The following is a 24,703-nucleotide window of genomic DNA, read 5'->3' as shown; positions in this document are numbered from 1 at the left end:
CGCCAGGGGGCATGAACAGCCCCGCCGGCGTTCGAGGCGCGGGGGTCCGGGGGCGGCGCCCCCGGCAACGGCGCCGCACGGGCAGACCCGCCGACCCCGGCAGAATCCGCCCGGTCCGCGCTAGCGAAGGGCGTCGGCGACTTCCCGCGCCGCGTCGACCACCCGCGGCCCGACCCGCTCCGGCACCGCGTCGGCCAGCATGACGACGCCCACGCTGCCCTCCAGCCCGGTGATGCCCACGAGCGGCGCGGCAGCGCCACTGGCGCCCGCTTCGAGCTCCCCGTGGGTCAGCGTGTACCCCGGTTCGATCAGCGAGCCCTGACGGGCGGCCAGAATGGCCCGCCCGGCGGCCCCGCGGTCCAGCGGGTGGCGGAAGCCGGCCCGGTAGGCCACGTGGTAGTCCGTCCAGGTCGGCTCCACGACGGCGACGGCGAGCGCCTCGGACCCGTCGACGAGGGTCAGGTGCGCGGTGGCCCCGATGTCCTCGGCGAGGGACCGCAGCGCGGGCAGCGCGGCTTCGCGCACCAACGGGTGCACCTGCCGCCCCAGCCGCAGCACGCCGAGCCCGACGCGGGCCCGGCCGCCGAGGTCGCGGCGGACCAGGGCGTGCTGTTCGAGCGTGGCGAGGAGCCGGTAGACCACGGTGCGGTTGACACCGAGGCGGTTGGAGAGCTCGGTGACGGTCAGACCGTGGTCGGTGTCGGCGAGCAGTTTGAGGACTCGGAGCCCTCTGTCGAGAGTCTGGGAGGTTTCCGCGGTCACGACGCCTCTCCCTCTTTCGGTGAGCGGCGGTGACTCTCGGGTGACGCACGTCGCCGGTCCCGCGGCGACGCACGGAGAGGCCGCCGGTAGCGGCCATTGCACCGGCTGCGCTCCCGCGGCGGCGCTGCCACGGTGCGTTCAATGCGGGGACATTAGCGAGCAGGTCCGCTCAGCGGAAGGCCTCGTCCAGAATCCGGGCGCCTACTACCCGTTTATGCCGGTTCCTGAACGCCTGCGGAACCGTTTCGCGGCCCGCTCGCCACAACCCGTCTGTAGGACCGCACATGCGCGGCGGAGGCCCCGCGCGGCCGGTGTCCGTACGATGATCCGCACCGGCCGGCGTCACGCTCCGTAACACCCGACCGGTCCTGGCGGGGCTCCCACTCGCCCCGACCCACCCCGCCCGGGCACCCCGCCCGGCCACCCCCGCCCGGCCACCCCCGCCCGGGTCACCCCACCGGGGTCACCGCATCCGGGTGGCCCACTCCTGCACCTTCTTGATCCGCTCCCGGATCTGCCCCGCCGTCGCCTCCGCGCTCGGCGGCCCGCCGCAGACCCGGCGCAGCTCGGTGTGGATCACGCCGTGCGGCTTGCCGCTCTGGTGGACGTACGCGCCGACCATCGTGTTCAGCGATTTGCGCAGTTCCAGCAGCTCCTTGTGGGAGACCACCGGCCGCCGTTCCGCGGGCAGCTCCAGCAGGTCCGCCTCGGAGTCCGGCTTGCGGCGGCTGTGCGCGATCTGCCGCGACTGGCGCTTCTGGAGCAGCATCTGCACCTGGTCCGGCTCCAGCAGCCCGGGGATGCCGAGGTAGTCCTGCTCCTCCTCGCTGCCCGGGTGGGCCTGCATGCCGAATTCGGCGCCGTCGTACAGCACCCGGTCGAAGACGGCGTCGGACTCCAGTGCCTCGAAGGACATCTGCTCGTCCTCGCCGGTGTCCTCGTCCTCCTGCTTGTTCGCCTCGTCCATCTCCTTCTCGGACTCGGCGTACGGATCTTCCTCGCCCTGCTTCTTGGGCTTGTCGAGGACGTGGTCGCGCTCGACTTCCATCTCATTGGCGAAACCGAGGAGATAAGGAATGGTCGGAAGGAACACGGATGCGGTCTCGCCGCGTCTGCGTGATCGCACGAAGCGGCCGACCGCCTGCGCGAAGAACAGCGGGGTCGAGATGGTCGTCGCGTACACGCCCACCGCGAGGCGCGGTACGTCGACGCCCTCGGACACCATGCGGACCGCGACCATCCAGCGGTCGGTGTTCCCGCTGAAGGTGTCGATGTTCTTCGAGGCCCCGGTGTCGTCGGAGAGCACCAGGGTCGCCTTCGTGCCCGTGATCTCGCGGATCAGCTTGGCGTAGGCGCGCGCCGAGTCCTGGTCGGAGGCGATGACGAGCCCGCCCGCGTCCGGGATGCCCTTCCTGACCTCCGTCAGCCGCTGGTCGGCGGCGCGCAGCACGTTCGGCATCCAGTCGCCGCGCGGGTCCAGGGCCGTGCGCCAGGCCTGCGAGATGGCGTCCTTGGTCATCGGCTCGCCGAGCCGGGCCGCGATCTCGTCGCCGGCCTTGGTGCGCCAGCGCATGTTGCCGCTGTAGGACAGGAAGATCACGGGCCGGACGACGCCGTCGCCGAGCGCGTTGCCGTAGCCGTAGGTGTAGTCGGCGGAGGACCGCCGGATCCCGTCGTTCCCCTCTTCGTACGTGACGAAGGGGATCGGGTTGGTGTCGGAGCGGAAGGGCGTACCCGTCAGCGCGAGCCGCCGGGTCGCCGGGTCGAAGGCCTCGAGGCAGGCCTCGCCCCAGGACTTCGAGTCGCCGGCGTGGTGGATCTCGTCCAGGATCACGAGGGTCTTGCGCTGCTCGCACCGGTTGCGGTGCAGCATCGGGCGCACGCCGACGCCGGCGTAGGTGACGGCGACCCCGTGGTAGTCCTTGCTGAGCGGTCCCGCCGAGTACTCGGGGTCCAGCCGGATGCCTATCCGGGCCGCCGCCTCCGCCCACTGCTTCTTCAGGTGCTCGGTCGGCGCGACCACCGTGACCTGCTGCACGACGTGGTGGTGCAGCAGCCACGAGGCGAGGGTCAGCGCGAAGGTGGTCTTGCCTGCGCCCGGGGTCGCGACCGCGAGGAAGTCACGCGGCTGCGTCTCGATGTACCGGGTCAGGGCACCCTCCTGCCAGGCACGCAGCTTGCTGGCGGTGCCCCACGGCGCACGGCCGGGGAAGGCGGGTGAGAGGTGGTGGGAGGCGGTAGTAGTCACGGTCTCCGGTTCGGGCTCTCGGCGTACTCGCGTACTGGCATGGGCAGTCGTACGTAGGACAACCGGGCCACCTTACCGGGACGGGCCCGCCCCTCGCGGAGGGACAGGCCCGTGACCTCGGGCGGTGCGGCGAGGGTCACATCGGAATCTCAGCGGGCGAACCTCGGGAGCTGCGCCGCGATCTTGGGCACGTCAAGAGCCCCTTGGCACACGTCGAGCACGAACTGCTCGGCTTCGTCCACGTCGAAGTCGGCGTCGAGCGGATGGCCGTTCATGTGGAGGAAGACCCAGGTCGCGTACCAGGCGATGCGCTTGTTTCCGTCCACGAGGCCGTGGTTGCGGGCGAGCGATTCCATCAGGGCCGCAGCCTTCTGCCACACGTCCGGATAGGCGTCCTGGCCGAACACGCTGGCTTGCGGGCGCGCGAGCGCCGAATCGAGCAGCCCGTAGTCGCGCACTTCGTTCGCCCCGAGACGCTCCGCGAGGTTCAGCAACTCGGGAAGCGTGAGGTAGTGCATCAGGCAAGCCTCCGATTGAGTTCGGCGCTCGCCTTCAGCACGTGCTCCGCCGCCTCGTTGAACAGCCGGGAGTGCTCGTTTATGGCCTTGATGACCGCGTCGTGCGCGAAGGACTGCATACTGCGGCCCTCAGCCTCGGCGCGCTGGCGCAGGGCGTCCAGCTCTTCTTCGGTGAATCTGACGTTGAGACCAGCCATGACACGACGGTACCGCGCGGTACCAGTCGGTGTCATGCGGATTCTGGAACCGGCTCCAGTCGGGTCGCCACCCACGCCCCCACCAGCGCCACGCAGGCCATCGGCAGGAAGACCACCAGGAACGCGGCGGGGTGCGAGGCCGCCCCGTCGGCCGTCGCGGCGTGCCCGGCGCCCACCGCTCCCCCGCCCAGCGCGGCGAACGCGGCCCCGCCCACGGCCAGCAGCACCACGTTGGCGAGCGCGTCCGAGATCTGCAGCGCGGCGGAGTTCGCGCCGGCCTCCTGCGGCGCCGACAGCTTCAGCAGCAGCACGCTCGTGGAACCGATGACCAGACCCATGCCCAGGCAGCCGACCGCCCAGGACAGCGCCACCGTCCACACCGGGACGGAGGCGATCAGCACGGCGGGCGCCGTGACGATGGCCAGCGCCACCATCACCATCCCGCCCACCATCAGCCGCTCCCGGTACGGAGCCATCCGCCCCTTCGACTGCACCCACGAGCCACCCGCCCACGTGACCCCGCCGAGCGCGAGCGAGAACCCGGCCATGGTCGGGCTCAGCCCCCGCTGGGTCACCAGCATCAGCGGTACGAAGCTCTCCGCCGCGATGAACGACCCCGCGGCCACCCCGCGCAGCAGCACCACCGACGGCAGCCCGCGCCGCGCCAGGTACGTCCCGCGCGGCAGCAGCCCCAGCACGGCGGGCACGAGCAGGGCCGCGCCGACCGCACCCGGCACCAGGGACCACCACTCCAGCCCCTGGGCGGCGTACTGCAGCAGCCCCGCCCCCAGCGAGATCCCGAAGGCCAGCCGGATCCGCCGCCGGTCGAAGGCCACGGGCTCCCCGCCGACGGGCCCGGAGGCGGTCCGCCGGATCGCCGGCAGCGCCACGCACAGCGGCACCACCACCAGGACCGGAATCCCCAGGAACACCCACCGCCATCCGAGGTGCTCGGTGACGGTCCCCGCCGCCAGCGGCCCGACGATCGACGGCACGACCCAGCTCGCGGCGAAGGCCGCCATGATCGCGGGCCGCAGCCGTTCCTCGTACGCCCTGCTCACCACCACGTACAGCGCGACGATGACCAGCCCGCCGCCGAAGCCCTGCACGGCCCGCCCGACCACGAAGACCCCCATGACCTGGGCGGTCCCGGAGCACACCAGCCCGGCGGCGAAGGCCCCGATCCCGACGGTCAGCGGCCGCAGCGGCCCCTGCCGGTCGGCCCACTGCCCGGAGAGGACCATCCCGAACAGGCTGGTCGTGAAGTAGGCCGAGAACCCGAAGGCGTACAGGCCGACCCCGTCCAGCTCCCGCGCGGCGACGGGCATGGCCGTCCCCACCGCGGTGGCCTCGAAGGCGATCAGGAAGACAACAGAAATGATCCCGACACTGAGCGTCCGGTACGCGGGCCCGAGAACCCCGCCCGGCGACGGGGCCGGGCGGGGCGGGGATATCGGGGGCACGCGGGGTTCAAGGGCGCTCATCGCCCCAGAGTAAGGTGCGTGGCCGCATCTCGACCCTGTCATTTAGACGGATCCGGCCCTCCGCCTCCGGCCCTGGTCCTCCCCGGACTGTGAACGCGGCATGGCAGTCGCATTGCACCCCGCCCGAAACCCTTCCGGGCCGCTCCGGACCCCCATACGGTCATGTCCATCACCACCACACAGCCGTGTGCCCGAGTGGTTGAGGGACTCGCCTGCAAAGCGGGTTACGCCGGTTCGATTCCGGTCACGGCTTCGACGCGAAGGCCGCTCAGGGGGAGGCGCACCCCTGAGCGGCCTTCTCTCTGCCACCGCCGCTAGACGCCGCAGCCGGTCTGCTGCTTGGCGGCGTCCAGGTACTTCGTCATGAGCGTGGTGAACAGGGGCCGTGACGTACCGGGCTTCATCCGGTCGGTGGAGCCGCTGATCCCCAGCTCGAGCTCGAAGGAGCCCTCGGACCCCTTACAGGTGAGCGCGACGCGGGCACCGGTGTTCCAGACGATCCCCTTGTCACCGAGCGGCAGCGGATCCGGTGAGGGCTGGTTCTGGTCCATGGGCGGCCAGACGGTGCTCTGCCCCGACGGCTTGCGCGTGGCGGTGACCAGGACCCGGCCCTTGCCGTCGACGTACACGTTGCACGTCGCCCCGGGCCGCTGCGCGGTCAGCCGCACATCGGCCGGCGAATCCACCTTCACCGTCTCACCGGTACCCAGCAGAGGCTCCAGGTCGGCCTGCGTGAAGATGCCGAAACAGGTCCTCTCGGGCAACTGCGGGGCCGCCTCCTTCTTCTCCTCACCGCAGCCGGTCAGGGCCACGGCCGCAGCCAGGGTGAGGGCGCAAGCGAGCGGGAAACGAGGGTTGCGCATCAGGAGCCGCCGTTCGACGTGGCAACCTGTCCGCGCCCGACCGCGTGCGCGTTCGCCGTCTCCGTCGAAGCCACACCGGCGAGGGCGTCGATGGTCCTCTGGCTCATGCCCGTTCCCTCCACAGCCTTGCGGACCGATTGCGCTGCGGACTCACCGGCTTCCATCTGCGCGTTCGTGTAGTCGATCACAGCCTTGTGATCCGCCTCGCCGGTCTTCTCCGCCTGGTCCTTCTTCGCGCGTTCCACCACACTCTCCGTGATGTCTTCCTGGAGCCACTCCACCACATCCCCGGCCAGCGGCACCATCTCCAGGTACTTGCCGCCCGCCGCGCTGATTCCGCGGTTGATCCACTTGGCGTTGTCCTCGACGCCCTTGACGTACTCCTCCGCCTTGTGGCCGTTCTCCGCGAACGTGCCCTCGGCCCGGGCCTCGGACAAGATGCCGGCGATCTGACCTCCGGGGTGCACAGCGCTCTTGATCGCCGCGTCCAGGTCGTCGTATTCCGTCCGGTGCGCGACGACGTCGTTGATGAGTGTGGTCGTGAACGCCCGCTGGGAGTTGGTGATCGCGCCATATGCGTCCGGGTCCTGGCCCACGGCCCCGATGAACGCTGCCATGTCCGCCTTGTGGAACTCGGCCATCACACCATTGGCCTTGATCATCCGGCTGCCGTTCTCTGCCGACGCCTGCATGTCCGGCATGTACTCTGCGGCCATCTGCCCGAAGTGGCCAGCCATCCCCTTCAGACGGCCGTCGTCCTCACCCGGCTTCGCAGCGATCAGTTCCGGCTTATCGCCCACCTTCTCGACGACGCGCTCCATGATCGACGCCATTTCCTTGGTGTGCGGCACCGGCTTCGCATCCTCGTCGCCCGCCGCGCGCCCGCTGACCGCCGCCTCCAGGGCGGAGCCGAGCGCCTCCTGGCCCGGGCCCGCTTCGCCGTAGGGATGGCCCGGGGCCCGGTCGAAGGCGTCGGCCCAGGACTCCTTGTCCAGCATGTAGTCGACCATGCCCCGCGCCTTGCCGTGCTGCCCGTCCACGGCCTTGTCGGCCGTCGTGACGATGCCGTCGCCGTTGCTGTCCTGGCGGACCGGCTCGTTGAAGAAGGCCGTCGCCGCATCCGGGTTGTGGGACATCGCGTCCATCAGGCCCGTCAGCGGATAGAACCCGCGGCTGCCGTCCTTGCCCTGACTCAGCACCGTCTTCGGGTCGTACGGGGCCCCGTGCTCCCACTCCTTCGCGTGCTCGCGGTCGAACGCGACCATGTCCCGGCCGACCGAGGTCAGGAAGTCCTTGTCGTACTTGCCCTCGTGGAGCAGCGCACCGAGCGCCTGGTAGCCGTAGATCTTGCTGGTCAGATCGCCGGTGACCTGCATTTCCTTGCGGCCGGCCTTCATCAGGTCGGTCGTCCAGGCCGCGTCCAGGTGGTTCGGCGTGTCCTTCTGCGTGGCGAGCCCGAGCATCGCGCCCATGTCGTTCTGGATGTTGCCGACCATCGCCAGGCGGTCCTTGCCGGCGTCGCCCAGGGTCGACGCGTCGATGGACAGCTTCGCGTACGCCTCGAGCGTGCCGTCGGGGCCGAGCTTGCGGTAGAAGTCCGGCGCGAACTCGGGGTCGTTGCGGTTGTCGTCGAGCAGGTCCTCCAGCTCGCGCAGCGCCTCGGGATTGCGCGCCACCCCGCCCGGCTCCTTGCTGAGCTTCTTCATCAGGTCGGCCGCCCGGTCGGCCTGTTCGCCGTCCAGGGTGGTGTACTTCGGCCCGCTGAAGTCGTGGTCGTCCGTGACGTTGGCGCGCAGGGCACGGGCCAGGGAGTCGTCGGCGTCCGCGACGTCCTCGACGAGCCGGTCCACCTTCGCCTGCCAGGCCTTGCGGTTCTCCTCCTGCTTGCGCTTGAACTCGGGGTAGTCCGGGTCGTGCCGGGCCGCGAACTCCGTCTTCGGGTCCATCGGGATGGCCGTGACCTTGCCGGCCCCGTCCACCTGGAACCCGGCGGCGGGGGCCTCCTCCTGGACGGCCTTCTTCAATGCGTCCTGGGCCGTCTTGATGGTGGTGTGGCCGTCGCTGAGGAGCTGCTGGACGCCCCTGGCCTCCTTGGCCGCGTCCTCGAACTCCTTGGCCGTCTTGTCGACGAACGCCCGACCGACCCCGGCCGTGACCCCGCTCCACTCCGCCTTGTCGGACTTCGCCTTCATGCCGTTGCGAGCGGCCTCGGCCATCTCGTCCAGCTTGTCGACCATGGCCTTCCAGTCGGTGGCCGCCGTCTGGAGCTTGTCCAGCGGGGCGTGCATCACGTTCTCGTACGTCAGCATTCCGGAGGCCTACTTCAGGTATTTGTCGATGGCGGACGCGGTGAAGTCGGCCTGGAGCTGCTGCTCGTCCTTGGCGTGGGACTTGAGCGAGTAGTTCAGGCCGTTGGAGATGTTCGCGCAGGCGGCCACGAGGGTCTTCACCTGGCTCTCCCACATGCTGTTGACCTTCAGCAGCGCCGCCCCGCTCGCGAAGCTCTCCTTCGTGAGCGCACCGGCCGCCTCTGTGGTTGCGGTGGCGGCGTGCTTGCCGTCGGTCTGGAGACGGGAGTGCAGCTTGAACGCCTCGGAGCCGATCGCGCCGATGTGGTCCTGATTCAGCTCGAGGTCACCACCGCCACCGCCGCCACCACCGCCCGGGTCCATCGGGACGTGGTTGAGGCGCATGGCGACATTGGCACTGGCCGTGGCGCGCGCCGACGCCCATTCCTCGTCGAACGACATCGCGTGAACTCCTGTGTCAGGTCGTGGGGGGGGTGGTGTCAGCGTTCCGGCGTACGACAACCGCGGTGACGGCACCGGCGACCAGCAGGCACTGTAACGCTTGTTCGACTCCGGATCACTGCGGCGTGGCGGCGCCCTGGCTGCGGGCGTACGGGCTCACGGCCTTGCGGCCTTACCTGGTCGGCGCGGCCTTCTCCTTGACGACCAGCCTGTCCGGCAGCCCGCCATTGTCCTTGCATCCGAGTTCCTTGGCCATGGCCAGGGCAGCCGAGTGAACGATGGCCAGGTTGGCCTCGCGCAGCTCGGGTTCGTCCCCCTTGGAACCTTCCGAGACGCTGACACTCGCCGCGACGGGCACCACCTTTTCGAGACCCCCGAGGCGGGTGCTCGCGCAGTCGAAGAACAGCATGGCCTGCCGCGAGATGGCCAGGGCATTGCGGCCGAGGTCGTACTCCCAATAGCGGCCCTGGCCACTCTCACTGTGTTCCCCGGTCCGCTGCAGGTCGCTCTGGATCTCGAAGCTCACCGAAGCCTTCCGCCGGTTCTTGTCGTCCAGCGGAGTGGCCTTGCATACCGGCCCGCCGAGCGAGGCGCCCGCCTTGGCGTAACCGGCGACCAGTAGGTCCGCCACCCCCGGGACTCCCTTGCTCTCACCGTTCTCCGGCGGCGCGAAGACCGTAGCCCCGGTGACCTTCTCGAGTCCGCGGACCGCGTCGGGGCCGAGCATGCCTCCTGGGCACACCTGTGCCGCGGTCAGCTCGGTGGGACCGCTGGGCTCGGCGCCGTCCCCGGAACAACCCGCGAGCAGCACCGCGCCCACGACGGCCAGAGCCACTCCTCTGGCCCGCCCTTTCGCGGTCCCCGGAATCGCTGGTGTCATCCTCGCCCCTCAGTTCCCTGTGACGGGCTGGTTGCCCGTGTGCCGCTCCAGTCCCCAGCCCGTGTTGTAGCCGGTCTGCGAAGACTGCCTCAGGATCTCGTCGAGCGGGTCGGTCGAACTAACCGGGTGGCGGATCAGGAACCGGTCCACCGGTCCCGAGGCATTGGCCTCCCCCTGGGTATACACGCTCTGCTTGTCCTGGTGCGCCTTGGCTTCCCTGCGGTCCTTCTCGCGGTCGCCCTCGGCCTCGGACCAGTCTCCGATGAGGTTGCCGGCGACCTGTTCCAGCGCCCCGCTGCCCGTGTCGACCGCCAGCGGAACGATGATGGCCGCAGCTCCGGCCGCCGCCGCCGTGGCGGGCAGGAAGGCAACACCCGCTGCTATCCCCGCCGTGGCACCGAACTCGATCCACCCGGAGCGCTTCTCGGCGGCCTTGTCGTAATCTTCGGTCCACTTCTTCGCGTCGGCGTCGATCTGCTTGCCGCGGGACTCGTCCAGAATGCCCTGGAACTCTCCCCCGGTCCGTGCCGCCTCCATGAGACCGCTCTGGTTGAGCTTCCCGTCAGGCGCCACCTGTGATTCCAGCATCGAAGCCTGGAAGACGGACTCGGCCTGGGACATCGTGAGGTAGGAGTCGGGATGCTGCCCGAGGCTGCTGAGGAACTTCCGCGCGTCGTCGCGCTCGAACTCGGCATGGCCGTCGGCCACCTTGGCGAACGCGCTGTCCGGACGGTTGTCGTTCAGCCCGTGGTTGAGGTCGTCGATGTATCCCGCCCCCATGTTCCCCAAACTGTCCGCCAGGGATTCCTGGTTCTTCAGCAGTTCGGCGTCACCGCCGTACTTGGAGACGACCTCCTGCATGATGCGCGAGGACGCCTCGTCACGCTCCAGCTTCGGCGACGGGTCGTCCCAGGCGTGGCCCAGGGTCGCCGCCTCCAGCGCGTGACCGAGCGCGTCCGGCATGTACTGCTGGACCTTCTTCAGGTCGTCGGGGTTGGTCCCCTCCATGTCGATGGTGAAGTCGTACTTCTCGTTGCCGAAGAAGTCGAGGTAGTTCTTGACCGGGTGCTTGTCCTTGTCCTTGCCCAGATCGGCCGGCCCGGACTTCTCTGTCCCGTCCGTGTTGTACGCACGCGGTTCGCGCTCCGGGTCGAAGAACTCCTTCGCCGCCTCCGGGCTGTGCCCCATCGCCTCCAGGAAGCTGACCACCGGGTCATAGCCCGCACCGTTGACCCCGGAGGGGTTGAACAGGTTCTTGCCGTACCCGTTGATGTGCCGCGTCGCGTTGAAGAAGTCCGGGTCCTTGGCGTGGATCTGCGTGGCGTGCTCCGCGATGGGCACCAGGAACTTGGGGTCGTAGTTCCCGTAGCGCATGATGCCGCCGAGCAACTGGTACCCGTACGGCGGATTCTGGTCGTACTTCGCGAGCGGGATGTGCTGGGTGCCCAGCTTGCGCAGCTCCTGCGCGTAGCTGTCCGGCAGATGCGGCTCGTTCTTGGAGTTGGTGGCCGTGGCCAGGTTGAGGCCCAGGTTCTTCTGGAGTTCCTGGACGTCCTTGAGGCGCTGCTCGTCGAGTTTGGAGTAGTCGTACGTGTCGGTGGACATGTAACCGAAGAACTGGAGCGCCCCCTTGGGGCCGAGCGTCTCGTAGAAGTTCTTCGAGAACTCCGGCACCTTGGCGTTGTCCGCCAGCAGCTCGTTGAGCTCCACGAGCTCGTCGTGGCTGATCTCCCGGCCCTTCTTCGCGAGATCGGCGGCTCGGCCGGCCTGTTCCGCGTCGAGGGTGGCGTACTTCGGACCGCTGAAGTCGTGCCCGTCGGTGACGTTGGCGCCGAGCATGCGGGCCAGCGACTGGTCGACGTCGTCACAGTTGTCGATGATGGCGTCGATCTTCTGCTGCCACAGTCCGCGGTTCTCGCTCAGGGACCGCTGGTAGTCGGGGTCGTGCCGGGCGGCGTTCCGCTCCCCCTCCGTGGCCGGGAGGATGGCCGTCACACGCCCGGTGGCATCGACCTGGAAGCCGGCCGCCGGAGCTTCCTCCGTGGCGATCTTCTTCAGCTGGTCCCTGGACTGCTTGAAGACGGCGAGGCCCTCGGTCAGGGCCTTGTGGATGCCCTTGGCCTCCTTGGCCGCGTCCTCGAACTCCTTCGCCGTCTTGTCGACGAACGCCCGACCGACCCCGGCCGTGACCCCGCTCCACTCCGCCTTGTCGGACTTCGCCTTCATGCCGTTGCGAGCGGCCTCGGCCATCTCGTCCAGCTTGCCGACCATCGCCTGCCAGTCGGTGACCGCCGTCTGCAGCTTGTCGACGGGCGCGTTCAACACGTTCTCGTACGTCAGCATGCGGGCGCCGCCTACTTGAGGTATTTGTTGATCGCGGATGCGGTGAAGTCGGCCTGGAGCTGCTGCTCGTCCTTGGCATGGGACTTGAGCGAGTAGTTCAGGCCGTTGGAGATGTTCGCGCAGGCGGCCACGAGGGTCTTCACCTGGCTCTCCCAGGTGGAGTTGACCTTCAGCAGCGCCGCCCCGCTCGCGAAGCTCTCCTTCGTGAGCGCACCGGCCGCCTCTGTGGTTGCGGTGGCGGCGTGCTTGCCGTCCGTCTGGAGACGGGAGTGCAGCTTGAACGCCTCGGAGCCGATCGCGCCGATGTGGTCCTGATTCAGCTCGAGGTCACCACCGCCACCGCCGCCACCACCGCCCGGGTCCATCGGGACGTGGTTGAGCCGCATGGAGACATTGGCACTGGCCGTGGCGCGCGCCGACGCCCATTCCTCGTCGAACGACATCGCGTGAACTCCTGTGTGGGAGGGGCTGGGTCGGTCAGCGGTTCCGGCGTACGACGACGGCGGTGACGGCACCGCCGATCAGTACGCAAGCTCCCAGTCCGAGGCCGATCCAGGGAAGGAGACTGCTCTCCTTCTTCTGCTCGGCCTGGGGGGCGGGGGCGGGCGCGGCGGCATCGGGGGCCTTGGCGTCCGGGGAGCCGGAGGGTGATCCCTTGGACCCGGATGCGGCTGCTGCCGCCAGGTCGGGGAGGGGGTAGACGTCGGCCGGGCCGGGGTCGCCGGGGTTCTGCAGCGCTACGCGGGGGCGAACCACGCCGTAGCCGACGTAGTCGTTGCGCTGGCTGCCGTCGAGGGGCTTGCCAGCAGTGTTCAGCAGGACACGGAGGACCTGGTTGTTGGTCCAGTCTGGGTGGGCGGACCAGACGAGGGCGGCGGAGGCAGAGGCGAGGGCGGAGGCATCACTCGTACCGTGGGTTTTGCAGAGCCCCGTCTTGCCTGAGCAAGCGGTGACGATGTCGATGCCAGGTGCGGCCATGTCCACCTGGGGGCCGTGCTCCGACTCCTTGGTCGGCTCGCCTGTGGGATCGACTGCCCCAACCCCCACCACCCCGGGAGTCCCGGCCGGGTAAAGAAGCTCGTTGGTCGAATCCCCGTAATTGCCAACGGCAGCAAAGATCAACTTACCCTTTGAGAGCGCGTATTTCACCGCCTCAGCCCGTGCTAGATCATCCTCCGGCTTACCGTCGATACCGATGGACATATTGATGATCTTGGCATCCGAGTCCGCGGCGTATCGAATGGCCGCAACCCATGACGGCGTTTTCAGTTCTTTATTGTCAACGAGGAGCGGGAGAATCTTGGCACCCGGCGCAAGTCCGTAGCCACCGTCGCCACTCGGATGCTTTCCCGTTCCAGCGATCATCGCGGAGATGCCTGTGCCGTGGCCACTGTTCTCACTGCGTCCGTCGCCACCACGCGGTGTGAAAGTCTTGCCAGAGACAATCTGACCTTCCAGCTCGGGAATCACCTGCACCCCGTCATCGATTACCGCGACGGTGACACCCTTCCCCGTGCTGATTTTCCAGATCTCGTCGGCCTTCATGGCGTCGAGATGCCATTGCTGCGATCGGATGGTCTCCGCGTGGGCCGGGGTCGCGGCGACCCCGGCCAGCAGGAGACCCACGAGGGCCGAGGTCGCCTTACGCATGTGCATCCCGCGCAATGTCCGTTCTGCTCAGTCGATCACCGGCGGAGCAACACGACGGTTGCCCTGCCAGGTCTCTTCGTCTTCGACCAGGTAGTCGGGGCGTTCGCCCCCCTGGTCGTCCCCTCGCTTACCCGGAGCGTGCGCACCCGCGCCAACAGCGCCGTTCCGCACCAGGCCCGAGCCGCCCTGGGTGAACGGCTTACCACCCGCGATCGGGCGACCGGCAGCAGACTGGCGTCCTCCGACGACGCCTCCCGGCTCCGAGGCGAGTCGGCGGCCCGCCGCCGGGCCGCCTCCGTGAGCGCCGCCACCCATGCCGCCACCCATCGGGCCACCCATGCCACGGCCGGCCTGGGCTCCTTCGCCGATGACCGTGCCGCGCGGGATGCCCGAGCCAGGACCGTTGGATGTCACGGGTCGACCGCCCATGATGCCCGTGTCACGCGGGGGCATGCCCGGCGGCATACCGCCGACCCTGCCAACCGGACTGTTGGGTCCTGTCAAACGCGGGTAAGGGCCAAGTCCGGGTCCTGCGCCCGGGCCAGTCCCCTTCAGGCCGCCGACCGGCGGGAGACTCGCGGGCGGGACGAAGGGGCCGGGGGTGGGAACGCCGGGGCCCGGACCAGTGGGCAGCGGCCCACTGGGCGGGGCCGTCACCGGCGGCACAGCCCGATCCGGGAGGGTGCCCAGGGAGTCGAGACCCACGTTCACGTTGCGGTCCGGAATTCCCGGCACGGGTACCGACGGGACCGTGTTGTCCGGCTGCGGCTGGTGCCCGGGCACCCAACCGGGGCTGTTCGAAGGCGCATCACCGTACGAGCTAGGCGGCGTGTATGAGGAACCGGCCGAGCCGTATCCCCCGCCTGAACCGCCTCCGGACCTCGCCATGTCTTCTGAACCGTAGTAGGAAGGCGGCACAAGCACCTTCGGCGGCGGCGGAAACGTCGGGGCCTTCGACTGTGCCCTGTTCATCTCCAAAGTCGACTGGTCGTACGCCCCGGCCAGCTTGTTCATCGCGTCCACGGCCCGCGCGTGGTCTCCGTTCAACCTCCGCCACGCGTCCTGGCCGAGCTGCACCGCATCCGGATCATTGTGGTACTTGCGGGACAGCTCGAGGTCTTCCTTGAGGCTCGCCTCGGTACGTGGGTTGTAAGGAGGCATGTTGCCCTCCGCACCGTCGGACCCCTTGACCTCCCCCATGACCTGAGCCGCGTGGACCATGCTCTTACCGCTCTCCGCGCTGTACTCGGCCAGCACCAGCGTGGCACTCCCCGCCTGGCTCACCCAGTTCTGGAACGCGTCGGCCGATTCGCCCTCCCAGCCCGTGACCTTGTGGTCCTTGAGCTTGTTCCCGATCTCCTCGATCGTCTTGGCGGCATCGGCGAGCTGCGTTCCCAGCGCACGGACCGCTCCCGGGTCGATCGCAGTAGCCATCGCGTGAAGCTGCGCGTGCGTGTAGCCCTCAAAATTCGTCATCCGAGAAGAGCGCCCTTCCTCGTCCCCTTCGGCTGCGGACTGTTCGGCGCGGCCTGTGTTCCATCACCCTTCTTGTCCGCGTACGGGTCACGGTCAGGGATGTACTGATCATGGGCCTGCTTGGCGAGGGCGACCAAGCGACGCTTGGTCTCCTCGTCCACCTCGGCAAAGCTCTTGCCCGCAGACTGGACTGCGAGACCCAGGGCCTCGATCTGCACCGCCAACCCCTTCGACAGCTTCTGCAGCTCCGCGTGAACGGTGCGGTACGAATGGTTGAGTTTGGTGGCCTCGGCGAAGTCACCCAGGGCTGATGTCGACAGCGCGCCGTCGGCCAGCTTTCCGTGGTGCGCCGGAGATTCCTGAAGCTTCGTCAGAAGGTCGTCCACCAGCTTCTGGTAGTCCTTCAAATTGTCGTACTGAATCCGCAGTGCCGCGGCGGTGGCTTGCGCGGCCGCCTGCGCGGCGATTCCGCTCGCCACGCCCGCTGCGATGCCAACCCCGAACAGACTTGCCCCGTTGTCCTCTGCCACGTCGCTCTCCCCGTCTCCCCGTGGTCACGGCGCTCGTCAGCGCCGCTCCCCGTCCCCGTTCGCGGGCGTTCGCGCGCATTCACATGCGCACGTACCCACTCTCACCGATCACTCTAGCGATCTGCTCCGACAGCCCCAAGTCCGGGTTGCACGTGCAATGCGGTTCACACGGTCACGAGTTGGGCACCGCGACCGCCGCCGATGGCCGGATCGGGAGCCTGTTGACCGGGCGGCCCGTGGCCGCGCGTACTGCCGAGGCCACCGCCGCCGGGGCCGTGACCACGGGGACCGCGCTCGCCGCCTTCGCGCCGAACGGGGCCACCACGTCGCGCTCCTCGACCAGTTTGACGATGCGGACCACCGGCGCGTCCAGTGCGGTCGGCAGGGCGTAGCCCGTCAGGTCGGGGTGGCGGACGAGGCCCGAGACCGTGCGGAGGTTTTCCGTCAGCGCCGCGCCCACGCCCTGGGTGACCCCCGCTTCGATACGGGCTTCCAGCTGGCGGGGGTTGAGGATGCGGCCCACGTCCTGGGCCACCGCGAGTTCGACCACGCGGACCGAGCCGAGCTCGATGTCCACGTCCACCACCGCGCGGATCGCGCAGAAGGCCAGGCCGACGAAGGCGTCGCCCTGCCCGTCGCCGTCCAGGGGTTCCGTGGGGTGCGGGCGGCACTGGGCCGTCGCCCAGAGCTCCTTGCCTTCTATGGCCTCCGCGACCGTCATGGAGAAGGCGCCGTCGTACGACGTGATCCGGCCATCCGCGATCTGCAGGAGTTCCGTGGACATGCCGAGTTTGTGGGCCATCGGCTGGAGGAGCTGCGTACGGACCATCTTGGCCGCCCGCTCCACCGCTCCGCCCGACACCCAGGTGTGGCGGCCGTGCGCCGCCGGGCCGGCCGGCGGCTGGTCTGTGTCGACGGGGGCCGTCGTCACCTCGTCGACGCCCAGGACCTCCTGGACGATCTGGCGGGCGAGGGTCGCGAAGCCCTGGCCGGTGTCGACGGCGGCGCAGATGACCGTCGCCGCGCCGTTCACCACCTTGACGGTGGCGGTGGAGACCTCGTCGGTGCCCTCGGCGCCGAGCATGTGCACCATGCCGACGCCGTAGCCGACGCCCCGCCGCACCGCGCCCGGCTCGCCCGCGCCCTCCGGGCCGCCCGGGAGCAGCCACTCGTCCTCAGGAGTGTCCTTCGGGAGGGCAGGGAGTTCGAAGTCGCGGACCGCGCGCAGGAGTTCCGCGACCGGGGCCGGGCAGGTGACCGTCTGGCCGGTGGGGAGCAGGTCGCCCGTCGCCAGGACGTTGCGCATGCGCAGTTCCGCGCCGTCGATGCCGAGGGCGGCGGCCAGTTTGTCCATCTGGCCTTCGTACGCCGCGCAGACCTGCATGGCGCCCTCGCCGCGGACGTGCCCGGAGGGGGGGTTGTTGGTGCGGACCGCCCAGCCTTCGACGAAGGCGTGCGGCACCACGTACGGGCCGCAGGCGAACGCGACCGCCGCGGCCAGGGATTCGGAGGACGAGTCGGCGTACGCGCCGGCGTCCATCAGGATCTGCGCCTCGACCTTGACCAGCCGCCCCTCCGCGTCCGCGTGGTGGCGGTAGCGCAGCAGGGTCGGGTGGCGGTGGGTGTGGCCGAGGAAGGACTCCTCGCGGGTCGCGGCCAGCTTGACCGGGCAGCCCGTGCGCAGGGCGAGCAGGCCGAGCGGGAGCTGGAAGGCGGCGTCCTCGCGGTCGGCCATGGCACCCGGGACGCCGGTGACGACGACCCGTACGCGGTCCGGGTCCAGCCCGAAGCAGGCGGCGGCCAGGTCGCGGTCGGTGTGCGGGTCGGTCGAGGCGGTGTACAGCTCGACGCCGCCGTCGGGGCGCGGTACGGCCAGCCCGGCCTCGGCGCCGATGGGCGCGGGGTCCTGGCGGCCGATCCGGTAGAGGCCCTCGACGACGACCTCGCCGGTGATCTCCGGGTCGCCGTAGCGGAGCGGGATGTGCCGGATGAGGTTGCCGTCGGGGTGCAGCGGGGCGGCGCCGAAGGACTGCTCGGGGTCGGTGACCGCGTCGAGGAGCTCGTACTCGACGGCGATGGCGGCCGCTGCGAGGCGCGCGGTGTCGGGGTGGTCGGCGGCGACGGCGGCGATGGGCTCGCCGTGGTGGCGTACGACGTCGTGCGCGAAGACGGGCCGGTCCGCGATCCGGCGGCCGTGCGTGGTGGCACCGGGGACGTCGGCGTGGGTGACGACGGCACGCACGCCCGGCATGGCGGCGGCGGCCGTGGTGTCGATGGAGAGGATCCGGGCGTGGGCGTGCGGGGAGCGCAGCACGGCGGCCCACAGCAGGCCCTCGGCCCACAGGTCGGCGGCGTAGGGGAAGGTGCCCTCGGTCTTGGCCCGGGTGTCGGCGGAGGGCACGGAGGCGCCGATTCCGCGCGGAACCTGCTGGTCGGCTGGGTCCGTGGGCGCCGCCAGGGCGGTCACCATCGTGTTCAGCGCCGTCGTCGCCGTCGCCGCGTCCTGACCGCTCACGCCGTGCCTCCGTGGTGGATGCCGCCCTCGCCGGGCGCTGCCTGGTGCGGAATACGCGGCTCCGGCGAAGCCGCGGACTCGGCGGCCGCCGCCTCGCGCTCGGCCACGACCTCGCGCACGGCGTCGACGACCCCCGCGTAGCCGGAGCAGCGGCAGAGGTTGCCGCAGAGCGCCTGGCGGGTCTCCAGCTCGCTGGGAGCGTGGTTGCCCTCCAGCAGGTCGTGGATGGTCATCGCCATGCCGGGCACGCAGAACCCGCACTGCACCGCACCCGACCTGCACAACGCCTGCTGCACGTCCGAGAGTTCCCCGTCCGTCGCGAGACCTTCGACGGTGCGGACCTCGCTGCCGGCGGCCGTCGCCGCCGGGACCAGGCAGGAGGCGACGAGCCGGCCGTCGACCTGCACGGCGCACGCCCCGCATTCGCCCTGCGAGCAGCCGTCCTTGGCGCCGGCGAGGCCGAGGCGCTCGCGCAGCACGTAGAGCAGGGACTCGCCGATCCAGGCGCCGGTGACGGGGCGGTCGGCGCCGTTCACACGCAGGACGTAGGAGGCCTGGGGGTGCTCGTTCTCTTCTTCGTACGTCGGCACCTCGGCCGGGACACCTCCGGTGGTGTCCTCGTCCAGGGGTGACAGGGCGCTGTCGGCGGTGACCGCGGTCGGCACGGGCGCGGAGGCGTCGTCCGCCGGGGCCTGGACGGCTTCGCCGGGCCCGGATCCGCCGGCCTCGGCGGGGTCGGCGGCGCCGGCTCGGGGTGCGGCCGTCTCCGCGGGCGCGTGCGGGTCCGCGTCGGCGGCCTCCGCCGCGGGCCCGGTGGCGGCCGGACCGTCGACCGCGGCGTCGACCGGGGCGTCGACCGCGGCATCGGCCGGACCGTCGACGGCGACATCGGCGGGCAGCGCCGCGGACTCCGCCGGGGCCCGGTCGGGCGCCTGCCCGAAGGCGTCGAAGCCGCGGCCGTCGGTGCCCACGGGCGGCACGAACTCCGCGTGCCCGGTGTGGCTGGTGAGGTCGATGTGGCCGGTGTGACTGGCGTGCCCAGAGTGATCGGCGTGCCCGGAGTGGTCCACATGGCCGGAGTTGTCGACCTGCCCGGAGTGCTCCGCCTGCCCGGCGCCCTCCCCGTGCCCGGCACCGTCCGCGTGCTGCGCGTGGACCGCCTGCTCGGCGTGCGCCGCGAACTCCGCCTGCTCGGCGTGCCCCGCGAACTCCGCCTGCTCGGCGTGCCCCGCGAACTCCGCCTGCTCGGCGTGCCCCGCGAACTCCGCGTACTCCACGTGCCCGGTGTGCCCGCCGTGCGCCCCGAAGCCTGCATGCCCCGCATGTCCCGCATGCCCTGCATGCCCCACGTGCCCCGCATGCCCGCCGAACTCCGCGTGCTCCGCGGCCCGCGCCCCCTCGGCCGGCTCCTGCGCCGGGCCGTGGGCGGCCTCGATGTCGTGCGGGGTCGGGTGCGCCGGCTCGTCCTCCGGGAGCGGGGTGCCCACACCGGGGCCGCCCAGCACCCGCGGCCCGCGCAGCGGGGCGGTGCCCACGCCGGGGCCGCCGAGCAGCCGGCCGGAGGTGGCCGCCGTGGCGGCGGCAGCGGCGGCCGATGCGGCCGCGGCCTCGTCGGTGCCCGGCAGCGTGCCCGCGTCCTGCGTCAGGTACGCCCACGGGGCCGGGGCGCCGCCCGGCAGCGTCGCCGGGGCCTGGCTCCAGTCGGCGTCCAGCGCACTGGGCGCCGGCGGCCGGAAGTCACCCTGCTGCTCGGGAGCCCCGTGCAGCCCGGGAGCGCCGTGCAGCCCGGCCGCCCCCTCCTGCGTCCCCCCGTACTCCGCGTACTCCGAGTACCCGGGGACCGCCCACTGCCCCGTCGAGGCCTCGTCCTGGAACCGCCACTCGGCCGTCGCCCCGGGGTCGTGCGCCGGGGGCTGCGCCTGCTCCGGCTCCGCCTCGGCGAACGCCGCCGCCACCGCTGCCGGGATCGGGATCGACGCCGGGATCGGGCCGCCCACCGGCGCGGGCGTGGGAGCGGGCCCCTGGTCGGCCTGGGCGGAGCCCCCCGCCTCGGGCCACTGCACCGGGATCGTCCAGGTCCCGGTGGCGCTCGGATCCGTACTGACCGAGCCCAGCGGCACGATCATCGGCGGCGGCACGAACCCGTGCCCGGGCGCCGCGAGGGGCTCGCCGGTGCCGAGCGCGTCCAGCATGTCCTGCGGAAGTTTCACGAAGGCGGTGGCGTCCGAGTCGTACTCGCCGCCCTGCGGGACGGGTTCCCAGCCCCAGCCCGCCGCGCCGTTCGCACCGTTCCCGGCGTTCCCCTGGGTCACGTTCTCGTTCTCGTTCTCGCTCATGAGGTCAGCGCCCTCCCCAGGGCCCTCCGTGCCAGCACGGCCACCGTGCGCCGCAGGTGCAGCACACCGGGAGCCACGGGGTCCCCCTGGTCGGGCACGCAGGCCGCCCCGACGTACTCGCCGAAGGCCTCCAGCGCCTCGGGGGCCAGGCTCCGGTCCCCGTCCCAGTCGATCAGCGAGGCCACCCACTGCTCGGCCTCCAGCGGACGCAGCGGCATCGGGGCCACCGCTCCGATCGCACACCGCACCCCGCGGCGGGCGGGATCCAGTACGAGTCCCACGGACGCCACCGCGCGCCCCGGTCCCGTACGCCCCGTGGCCTTGAGGAACACCTGCGGCGCGTGCAGCAGCGGCACCCGCACGAAGCCGATCAGCTCACCGGGCCGGAGCATCTCGCGGCCCGCCAGCAGGTGCGAGACCGGGATCTCCCGCTGGCCGAGCGGCCCGGCGACGAGGAGCACCGCCTCCAGCGCGGCCAGCACGGGCAGTGCGTCGCCCGTCGGCGCGGCCGTGGCGATGTTCCCGCCGAGGGTGCCCGCGTTGCGGATCTGCGGGGGCCCGGCGGCGCGTGCGGCGGCCGCCAGTGCGGGGATCAGGGCTGCGAAGTCGGGCCGTCCCATCCGCGCGTGCGTGAGGCCGGCGCCGAGCAGCGCGTGGCCGTCCTGGTACTGCCAGCCGCGGATTTCGTTGATCCGGCCCAGGCCGACCAGCGCGGCGGGCCGCAGGAGCCCGGCGTTCACGGCGGCCATGAGGTCGGTGCCGCCGGCGACGGGCACGGCGGCGGGCATGGCGGTGAGCGCCGCCACGGCCTCGTCGAGCGAGGTCGGCAACGTCACGGACTGCGCCGCGTGCGGGCCCTGCGCCGAATACTGGCCCTGCGCGCCCTGCGGCGCATCCGACGCGTGCGGTGCTTGCGGTGCGTGCGTGGTCAACCCAGCTGCCCCTTCCCGATGTCCCGGTCCCGGCGCTCACGCCTGTCCGCCGTACGGTACGTGCTCACCGCCGGGAGGTGGCAACTCTGGCACATCTTCCGGGCCGCTCGCCGCGAGGGTCTGCCGGGGCGGGGGCAGCCGGGCCGCGGGGCCCTCACCGGCCCGCTCGCGGCTTCCTCACGGCCTCCGCGGAACCCCCTGCCCGATGGCCCGATTTTCCCCGTATAGGAGGAAAACCAGACAGAGTTCCGATTCCCGGCGTCGCAGGATCGTCGCGCGATCGTCGCCCGCTCGTCACGCGATCGGGGGCTCGCCCTCGATCGGACGCCCGAGCACCCCCGGCCGCCGCTGCCACGGCAACGGGCCGCCCGGCGGCCGGTAGTCGACGCCGAGCGCGTCCAGCCGGGCGTAGTGCGCCGCATCCATCCGGCGCTCGAAGTCCGCGTAGTCCCGCTCGCCGGGCTCCGGCAGCCGGGACCACACCACCTCCGCGAAGGCCGCCAGCCGCGGGAACGCCTGGTAGTCGACGCGGCTCTGGTTCTCCATCACCTCGGTCCACACGTTGGCCTGCGCGCCCAGCACCCGGGCCGCGGCCGCCTCGGACATCTTCGGCGGTACCGGCTCAAACCGGTACACGTCCTCCAGCGAGCGCACGTACCCGATCGGCATCGGCTCGTCCCCGCCGCCCGCCTGACGGTGGTCCAGGTACACCTGCTGCTCGGGGCACATCACCACGTCGTGCCCGGCCTCGGCGGCGGCGATCCCGCCCGCGTAGCCCCGCCAGGAGGAGACGGCGGCGCCGTCCGCCAGCCCGCCCTCGAGGATCTCGTCCCAGCCGATCAGCCGCCGGCCGCGCTCGGCGAGCCAGCCGTCGAAGTGCCGGATGAACCAGGACTGCAGCCCGTCCTCCCCGTCCACCCCCAGCTCGCGGATCCGCTCCTGCGCGACCGCCGAGGCCTTCCACTGCGCCTTGGGGCACTCGTCCCCGCCGACGTGCACGAAGGGCGAGACCTCCGCCGGGAAGAGCTCCAGCAGCTCCTCGAAGACCCCCTCGTAGAAGCGCAGCACGGCCTCGGTCGGCGCGAGCACGTTCTCGTTGATCCCCCAGTCGTCCCACACCTCCAGCGCCGAGGTGTCCACCACGTCGGCGTTCCCCAGCTCCGGGTACGCGGCGATCGCGGCCTGCGAATGCCCCGGCAGGTCGATCTCCGGGACCACCCGTACGTGCCGCTCCGCGGCGTACGCGACGATCTCGCGGATGTCGTCCTGGGTGTAGAAGCCGCCGTGCGGGGTCTCGTTCCACAGCGGCGAGGCCCGGTGCCCCCACCGGCTGCGCGCCCGCCACGCGCCGACCTCGGTCAGCCGCGGGTGGCGCTTGATCTCGACCCGCCAGCCCTGGTCGTCCGTCAGGTGCAGGTGCAGCACGTTGAGCTTGTGCGCGGCGATCAGGTCGATGTACCGCAGCACGCCGTCCTTGGGCATGAAGTGCCGGGCCACGTCGAGCATCAGCCCGCGCCACGCGAAGCGGGGGCCGTCCAGGAGGTCGCCCACCGGCAGCCGCCAGCCGCGGCCCCGCATCGTGGGGGCCCGCCGGTAGGCCTCGGGGCCGAGCAGCTGACGCAACGTCTGCGCGGCGTAGAAGATCCCCGCCGGGTCGGCGCCTTCGAGCAGCACCCACCGCCGCGTGACGTGCAGCTCGTACGACTCCGCGCCGACGCTGCGCGCCAGGTCGGGGCGGAGCACCAGCCGGATCACCGTGCGCCCGCCGTGCTCCTCCCCCGCCGCCGGCGCGGGCAGGTCCCAGCCGGTGGCGCCACCGAGCTCGCGGCGCAGCCAGCGGGCGGTCCCCTCGGTGCCGGGGCCGACGTCGAGCAGCGGATCGTCCAGGACGCACTCGCCGGCGCCGCGGGCGAAGCGCGCGAACTGCGGCTCCGGAATCACATCGGGCATGGCCGACCCCTCCACCGTCCAGCCGTTGCGACATGCGCAACGCACGTTTCGCATGGCGCGCTCCGGCGCCCGTGCGGCCGACCCTAGCCCTCCCCTCGCACACGGCAAAGGCCCCCGGACGCGCGCGAGCGCATCCGGGGGCCTCCGGGGCCATTGGCCTGCGGGGAGCGGGCCGGACGGAGCCGGACTACTTGTCCTTGCCGCCCTTGTCCTTGTCCCCGCCGGGGCCCATGGACTCGTAGATCTCCTTGCACATGGGGCAGACCGGGTACTTCTTCGGGTCCCGGCCCGGCACCCAGACCTTGCCGCAGAGCGCGACGACGGGGGTGCCGTCGAGCGCGCTCGCCATGATCTTGTCCTTCTGGACGTAGTGGGCGAAGCGCTCGTGGTCGCCGTCGCCGTGGGACACCTGTGGCGTCGGTTCTACGAGGGTCCCCGTACCAGTCCCGCGCTCGGGCTCAAGAGTGCTCATAAAGCCAGGGTACCGATCCCCGCACGGGTCAGTTGAGCGACGGGTCGTCCGGATAGGTGGCGACCATCGCGAGTTCGCTGCGCTGGCGGCGCAGCACCGCCCGCCAGAGCCGTTCGGGGTCCGGGAAGGACACGTCGCCGGGCTCCGACTCCACCACGTACCAGGCGCCGTCACCCAGCTCGTCCTCCAGCTGGCCCGGCCCCCAGCCCGAGTAGCCGGCGAAGATCCGCAGCGAACCCAGCGCCGAGGCCAGCAGCTCCGGCGGCGCCTCCAGGTCGACGAGGCCGATGGCCCCGTGCACCCGGCGCCAGCCCAGCGGGCCCTCCTCGCCGGGGATGACGGCCACGCCGAGCGCCGAGTCGAGCGCCACGGGCCCGCCCTGGAAGACCACCCCGGGATCGCCTGCCAGCGGCGCCCAGGGCAGCAGTACGTCGCCGACGCCCACGGGCGTCGGCCGGTTGAGGACCACGCCCAGCGAGCCCTGCTCGTCGTGGTCGAGCAGCAGCACCACCGCGCGGTCGAAGTTCGGGTCCGCGAGGGCGGGGGTGGCCACGAGCAGCCGCCCTGTGAGGGAGGACACCTCGGTCATGCCGACATGATCCCGCACATTCGCCCGTCGCGGGGAGCGGGCGGCGAGATCGGATCGCTCGCAGCTCAGGGCGCACGGCAGCAGCGGGCAGCGCACACGGACGGCGCATGCGGAACACAACACTCCGCCATGTGGTGGATACGGAGGGTGTTGTGCCGAATTCATGACAGTCCTACGGCCACGTCACCCTTACGAACAAGGGGGTGGT

20 protein-coding genes and 1 tRNA gene are annotated in these 24,703 nt (G+C 71.1%); 1 reads left to right on the top strand and 20 read right to left on the bottom strand.

Annotated elements, in window-relative coordinates:
- Window positions 1–120: 120 nt before the first annotated feature.
- The 5 genes from ACIGFK_RS28725 to ACIGFK_RS28705 all read right to left on the bottom strand — a co-directional run bounded on the left by ACIGFK_RS28725 (window position 121) and on the right by ACIGFK_RS28705 (window position 5,209).
- Complete coding sequence (locus tag ACIGFK_RS28725; RefSeq protein WP_376658555.1) at window positions 121–762, bottom strand: IclR family transcriptional regulator; 642 nt, start codon at window positions 760–762, stop codon at window positions 121–123.
- Window positions 763–1,225: 463 nt separating this feature from the next.
- Complete coding sequence (locus ACIGFK_RS28720) at window positions 1,226–3,010, bottom strand: DEAD/DEAH box helicase (protein ID WP_376658556.1); 1,785 nt, start codon at window positions 3,008–3,010, stop codon at window positions 1,226–1,228.
- 149 nt (window positions 3,011–3,159) lie between these two features.
- Window positions 3,160–3,528, bottom strand: a complete 369-nt coding sequence (locus ACIGFK_RS28715) for a type II toxin-antitoxin system death-on-curing family toxin (RefSeq protein ID WP_376658557.1) — start codon at window positions 3,526–3,528, stop codon at window positions 3,160–3,162.
- Window positions 3,528–3,725 (bottom strand): Arc family DNA-binding protein, encoded by a 198-nt coding sequence (locus ACIGFK_RS28710; RefSeq protein ID WP_376658558.1) that lies wholly within the window; start codon window positions 3,723–3,725, stop codon window positions 3,528–3,530. Before ACIGFK_RS28710 ends, ACIGFK_RS28715 begins: the two co-directional genes overlap by 1 nt.
- Window positions 3,726–3,757: 32 nt before the next feature.
- Entirely contained in the window at window positions 3,758–5,209 is a 1,452-nt protein-coding gene (locus ACIGFK_RS28705) for an MFS transporter (protein WP_376658559.1), read from the bottom strand.
- A gap of 181 nt (window positions 5,210–5,390) precedes the next feature.
- On the opposite strand from ACIGFK_RS28705, the gene ACIGFK_RS28700 reads away from it, so the two are divergent.
- A tRNA-Cys gene (locus tag ACIGFK_RS28700) sits at window positions 5,391–5,462 on the top strand.
- Between the two features lie 61 nt (window positions 5,463–5,523).
- Here ACIGFK_RS28700 and ACIGFK_RS28695 read toward each other — a convergent pair.
- From ACIGFK_RS28695 to ACIGFK_RS28625, 15 genes are all read right to left on the bottom strand, one after another.
- Complete coding sequence (locus tag ACIGFK_RS28695; RefSeq protein WP_400054140.1) at window positions 5,524–6,072, bottom strand: hypothetical protein; 549 nt, start codon at window positions 6,070–6,072, stop codon at window positions 5,524–5,526.
- A complete protein-coding gene (locus ACIGFK_RS28690; RefSeq protein ID WP_400054138.1) occupies window positions 6,072–8,381 on the bottom strand; it encodes a hypothetical protein in 2,310 nt (769 codons plus the stop codon). Before ACIGFK_RS28690 ends, ACIGFK_RS28695 begins: the two co-directional genes overlap by 1 nt.
- 9 nt (window positions 8,382–8,390) lie before the next feature.
- On the bottom strand, window positions 8,391–8,822 hold the full coding sequence (locus tag ACIGFK_RS28685; RefSeq protein WP_376660981.1) for a hypothetical protein: 432 nt from the start codon (window positions 8,820–8,822) through the stop codon (window positions 8,391–8,393).
- Window positions 8,823–8,994: 172 nt separating this feature from the next.
- Window positions 8,995–9,657 (bottom strand): hypothetical protein, encoded by a 663-nt coding sequence (locus ACIGFK_RS28680; RefSeq protein ID WP_400054136.1) that lies wholly within the window; start codon window positions 9,655–9,657, stop codon window positions 8,995–8,997.
- Window positions 9,658–9,711: 54 nt separating this feature from the next.
- The gene (locus tag ACIGFK_RS28675; RefSeq protein ID WP_400054134.1) at window positions 9,712–12,045 is read right to left on the bottom strand and encodes a hypothetical protein; all 2,334 of its coding nucleotides are present in this window, start codon (window positions 12,043–12,045) and stop codon (window positions 9,712–9,714) included.
- An 11-nt stretch (window positions 12,046–12,056) separates the two neighbouring features.
- Window positions 12,057–12,488 (bottom strand): hypothetical protein, encoded by a 432-nt coding sequence (locus ACIGFK_RS28670; protein WP_400054132.1) that lies wholly within the window; start codon window positions 12,486–12,488, stop codon window positions 12,057–12,059.
- 34 nt (window positions 12,489–12,522) lie between these two features.
- Window positions 12,523–13,701, bottom strand: coding sequence for a type VII secretion-associated serine protease mycosin (mycP, locus tag ACIGFK_RS28665; RefSeq protein WP_400054130.1), 1,179 nt, complete (start codon window positions 13,699–13,701; stop codon window positions 12,523–12,525).
- A gap of 21 nt (window positions 13,702–13,722) precedes the next feature.
- Window positions 13,723–15,171: a WXG100 family type VII secretion target gene (locus ACIGFK_RS28660; RefSeq protein ID WP_400054128.1), complete on the bottom strand. Its 1,449-nt coding sequence runs from the start codon at window positions 15,169–15,171 to the stop codon at window positions 13,723–13,725.
- Window positions 15,168–15,701, bottom strand: coding sequence for a hypothetical protein (locus tag ACIGFK_RS28655; RefSeq protein ID WP_400054126.1), 534 nt, complete (start codon window positions 15,699–15,701; stop codon window positions 15,168–15,170). The genes ACIGFK_RS28660 and ACIGFK_RS28655 overlap by 4 nt, the downstream gene beginning before the upstream one ends.
- Before the next feature lie 172 nt (window positions 15,702–15,873).
- Window positions 15,874–18,171: a xanthine dehydrogenase family protein molybdopterin-binding subunit gene (locus ACIGFK_RS28650; RefSeq protein ID WP_376660983.1), complete on the bottom strand. Its 2,298-nt coding sequence runs from the start codon at window positions 18,169–18,171 to the stop codon at window positions 15,874–15,876.
- 41 nt (window positions 18,172–18,212) lie between these two features.
- Window positions 18,213–20,552: a (2Fe-2S)-binding protein gene (locus ACIGFK_RS28645; protein WP_400054124.1), complete on the bottom strand. Its 2,340-nt coding sequence runs from the start codon at window positions 20,550–20,552 to the stop codon at window positions 18,213–18,215.
- Window positions 20,549–21,388, bottom strand: coding sequence for an FAD binding domain-containing protein (locus tag ACIGFK_RS28640; protein WP_376660982.1), 840 nt, complete (start codon window positions 21,386–21,388; stop codon window positions 20,549–20,551). The genes ACIGFK_RS28645 and ACIGFK_RS28640 overlap by 4 nt, the downstream gene beginning before the upstream one ends.
- A 390-nt stretch (window positions 21,389–21,778) precedes the next feature.
- A complete protein-coding gene (locus ACIGFK_RS28635; RefSeq protein WP_400054122.1) occupies window positions 21,779–23,434 on the bottom strand; it encodes a beta-N-acetylhexosaminidase in 1,656 nt (551 codons plus the stop codon).
- A gap of 187 nt (window positions 23,435–23,621) precedes the next feature.
- A complete protein-coding gene (locus tag ACIGFK_RS28630; RefSeq protein ID WP_030010729.1) occupies window positions 23,622–23,906 on the bottom strand; it encodes a DUF3039 domain-containing protein in 285 nt (94 codons plus the stop codon).
- Between the two features lie 28 nt (window positions 23,907–23,934).
- On the bottom strand, window positions 23,935–24,495 hold the full coding sequence (locus tag ACIGFK_RS28625) for a YqgE/AlgH family protein (protein WP_376660975.1): 561 nt from the start codon (window positions 24,493–24,495) through the stop codon (window positions 23,935–23,937).
- Window positions 24,496–24,703: the final 208 nt, after the last annotated feature.

The organism is Streptomyces sp. NPDC085524 (assembly GCF_044541755.1).
Taxonomy (GTDB): Bacteria; Actinomycetota; Actinomycetes; order Streptomycetales; family Streptomycetaceae; genus Streptomyces.
This window is presented reverse-complemented; position numbering and strand designations above follow the sequence as displayed.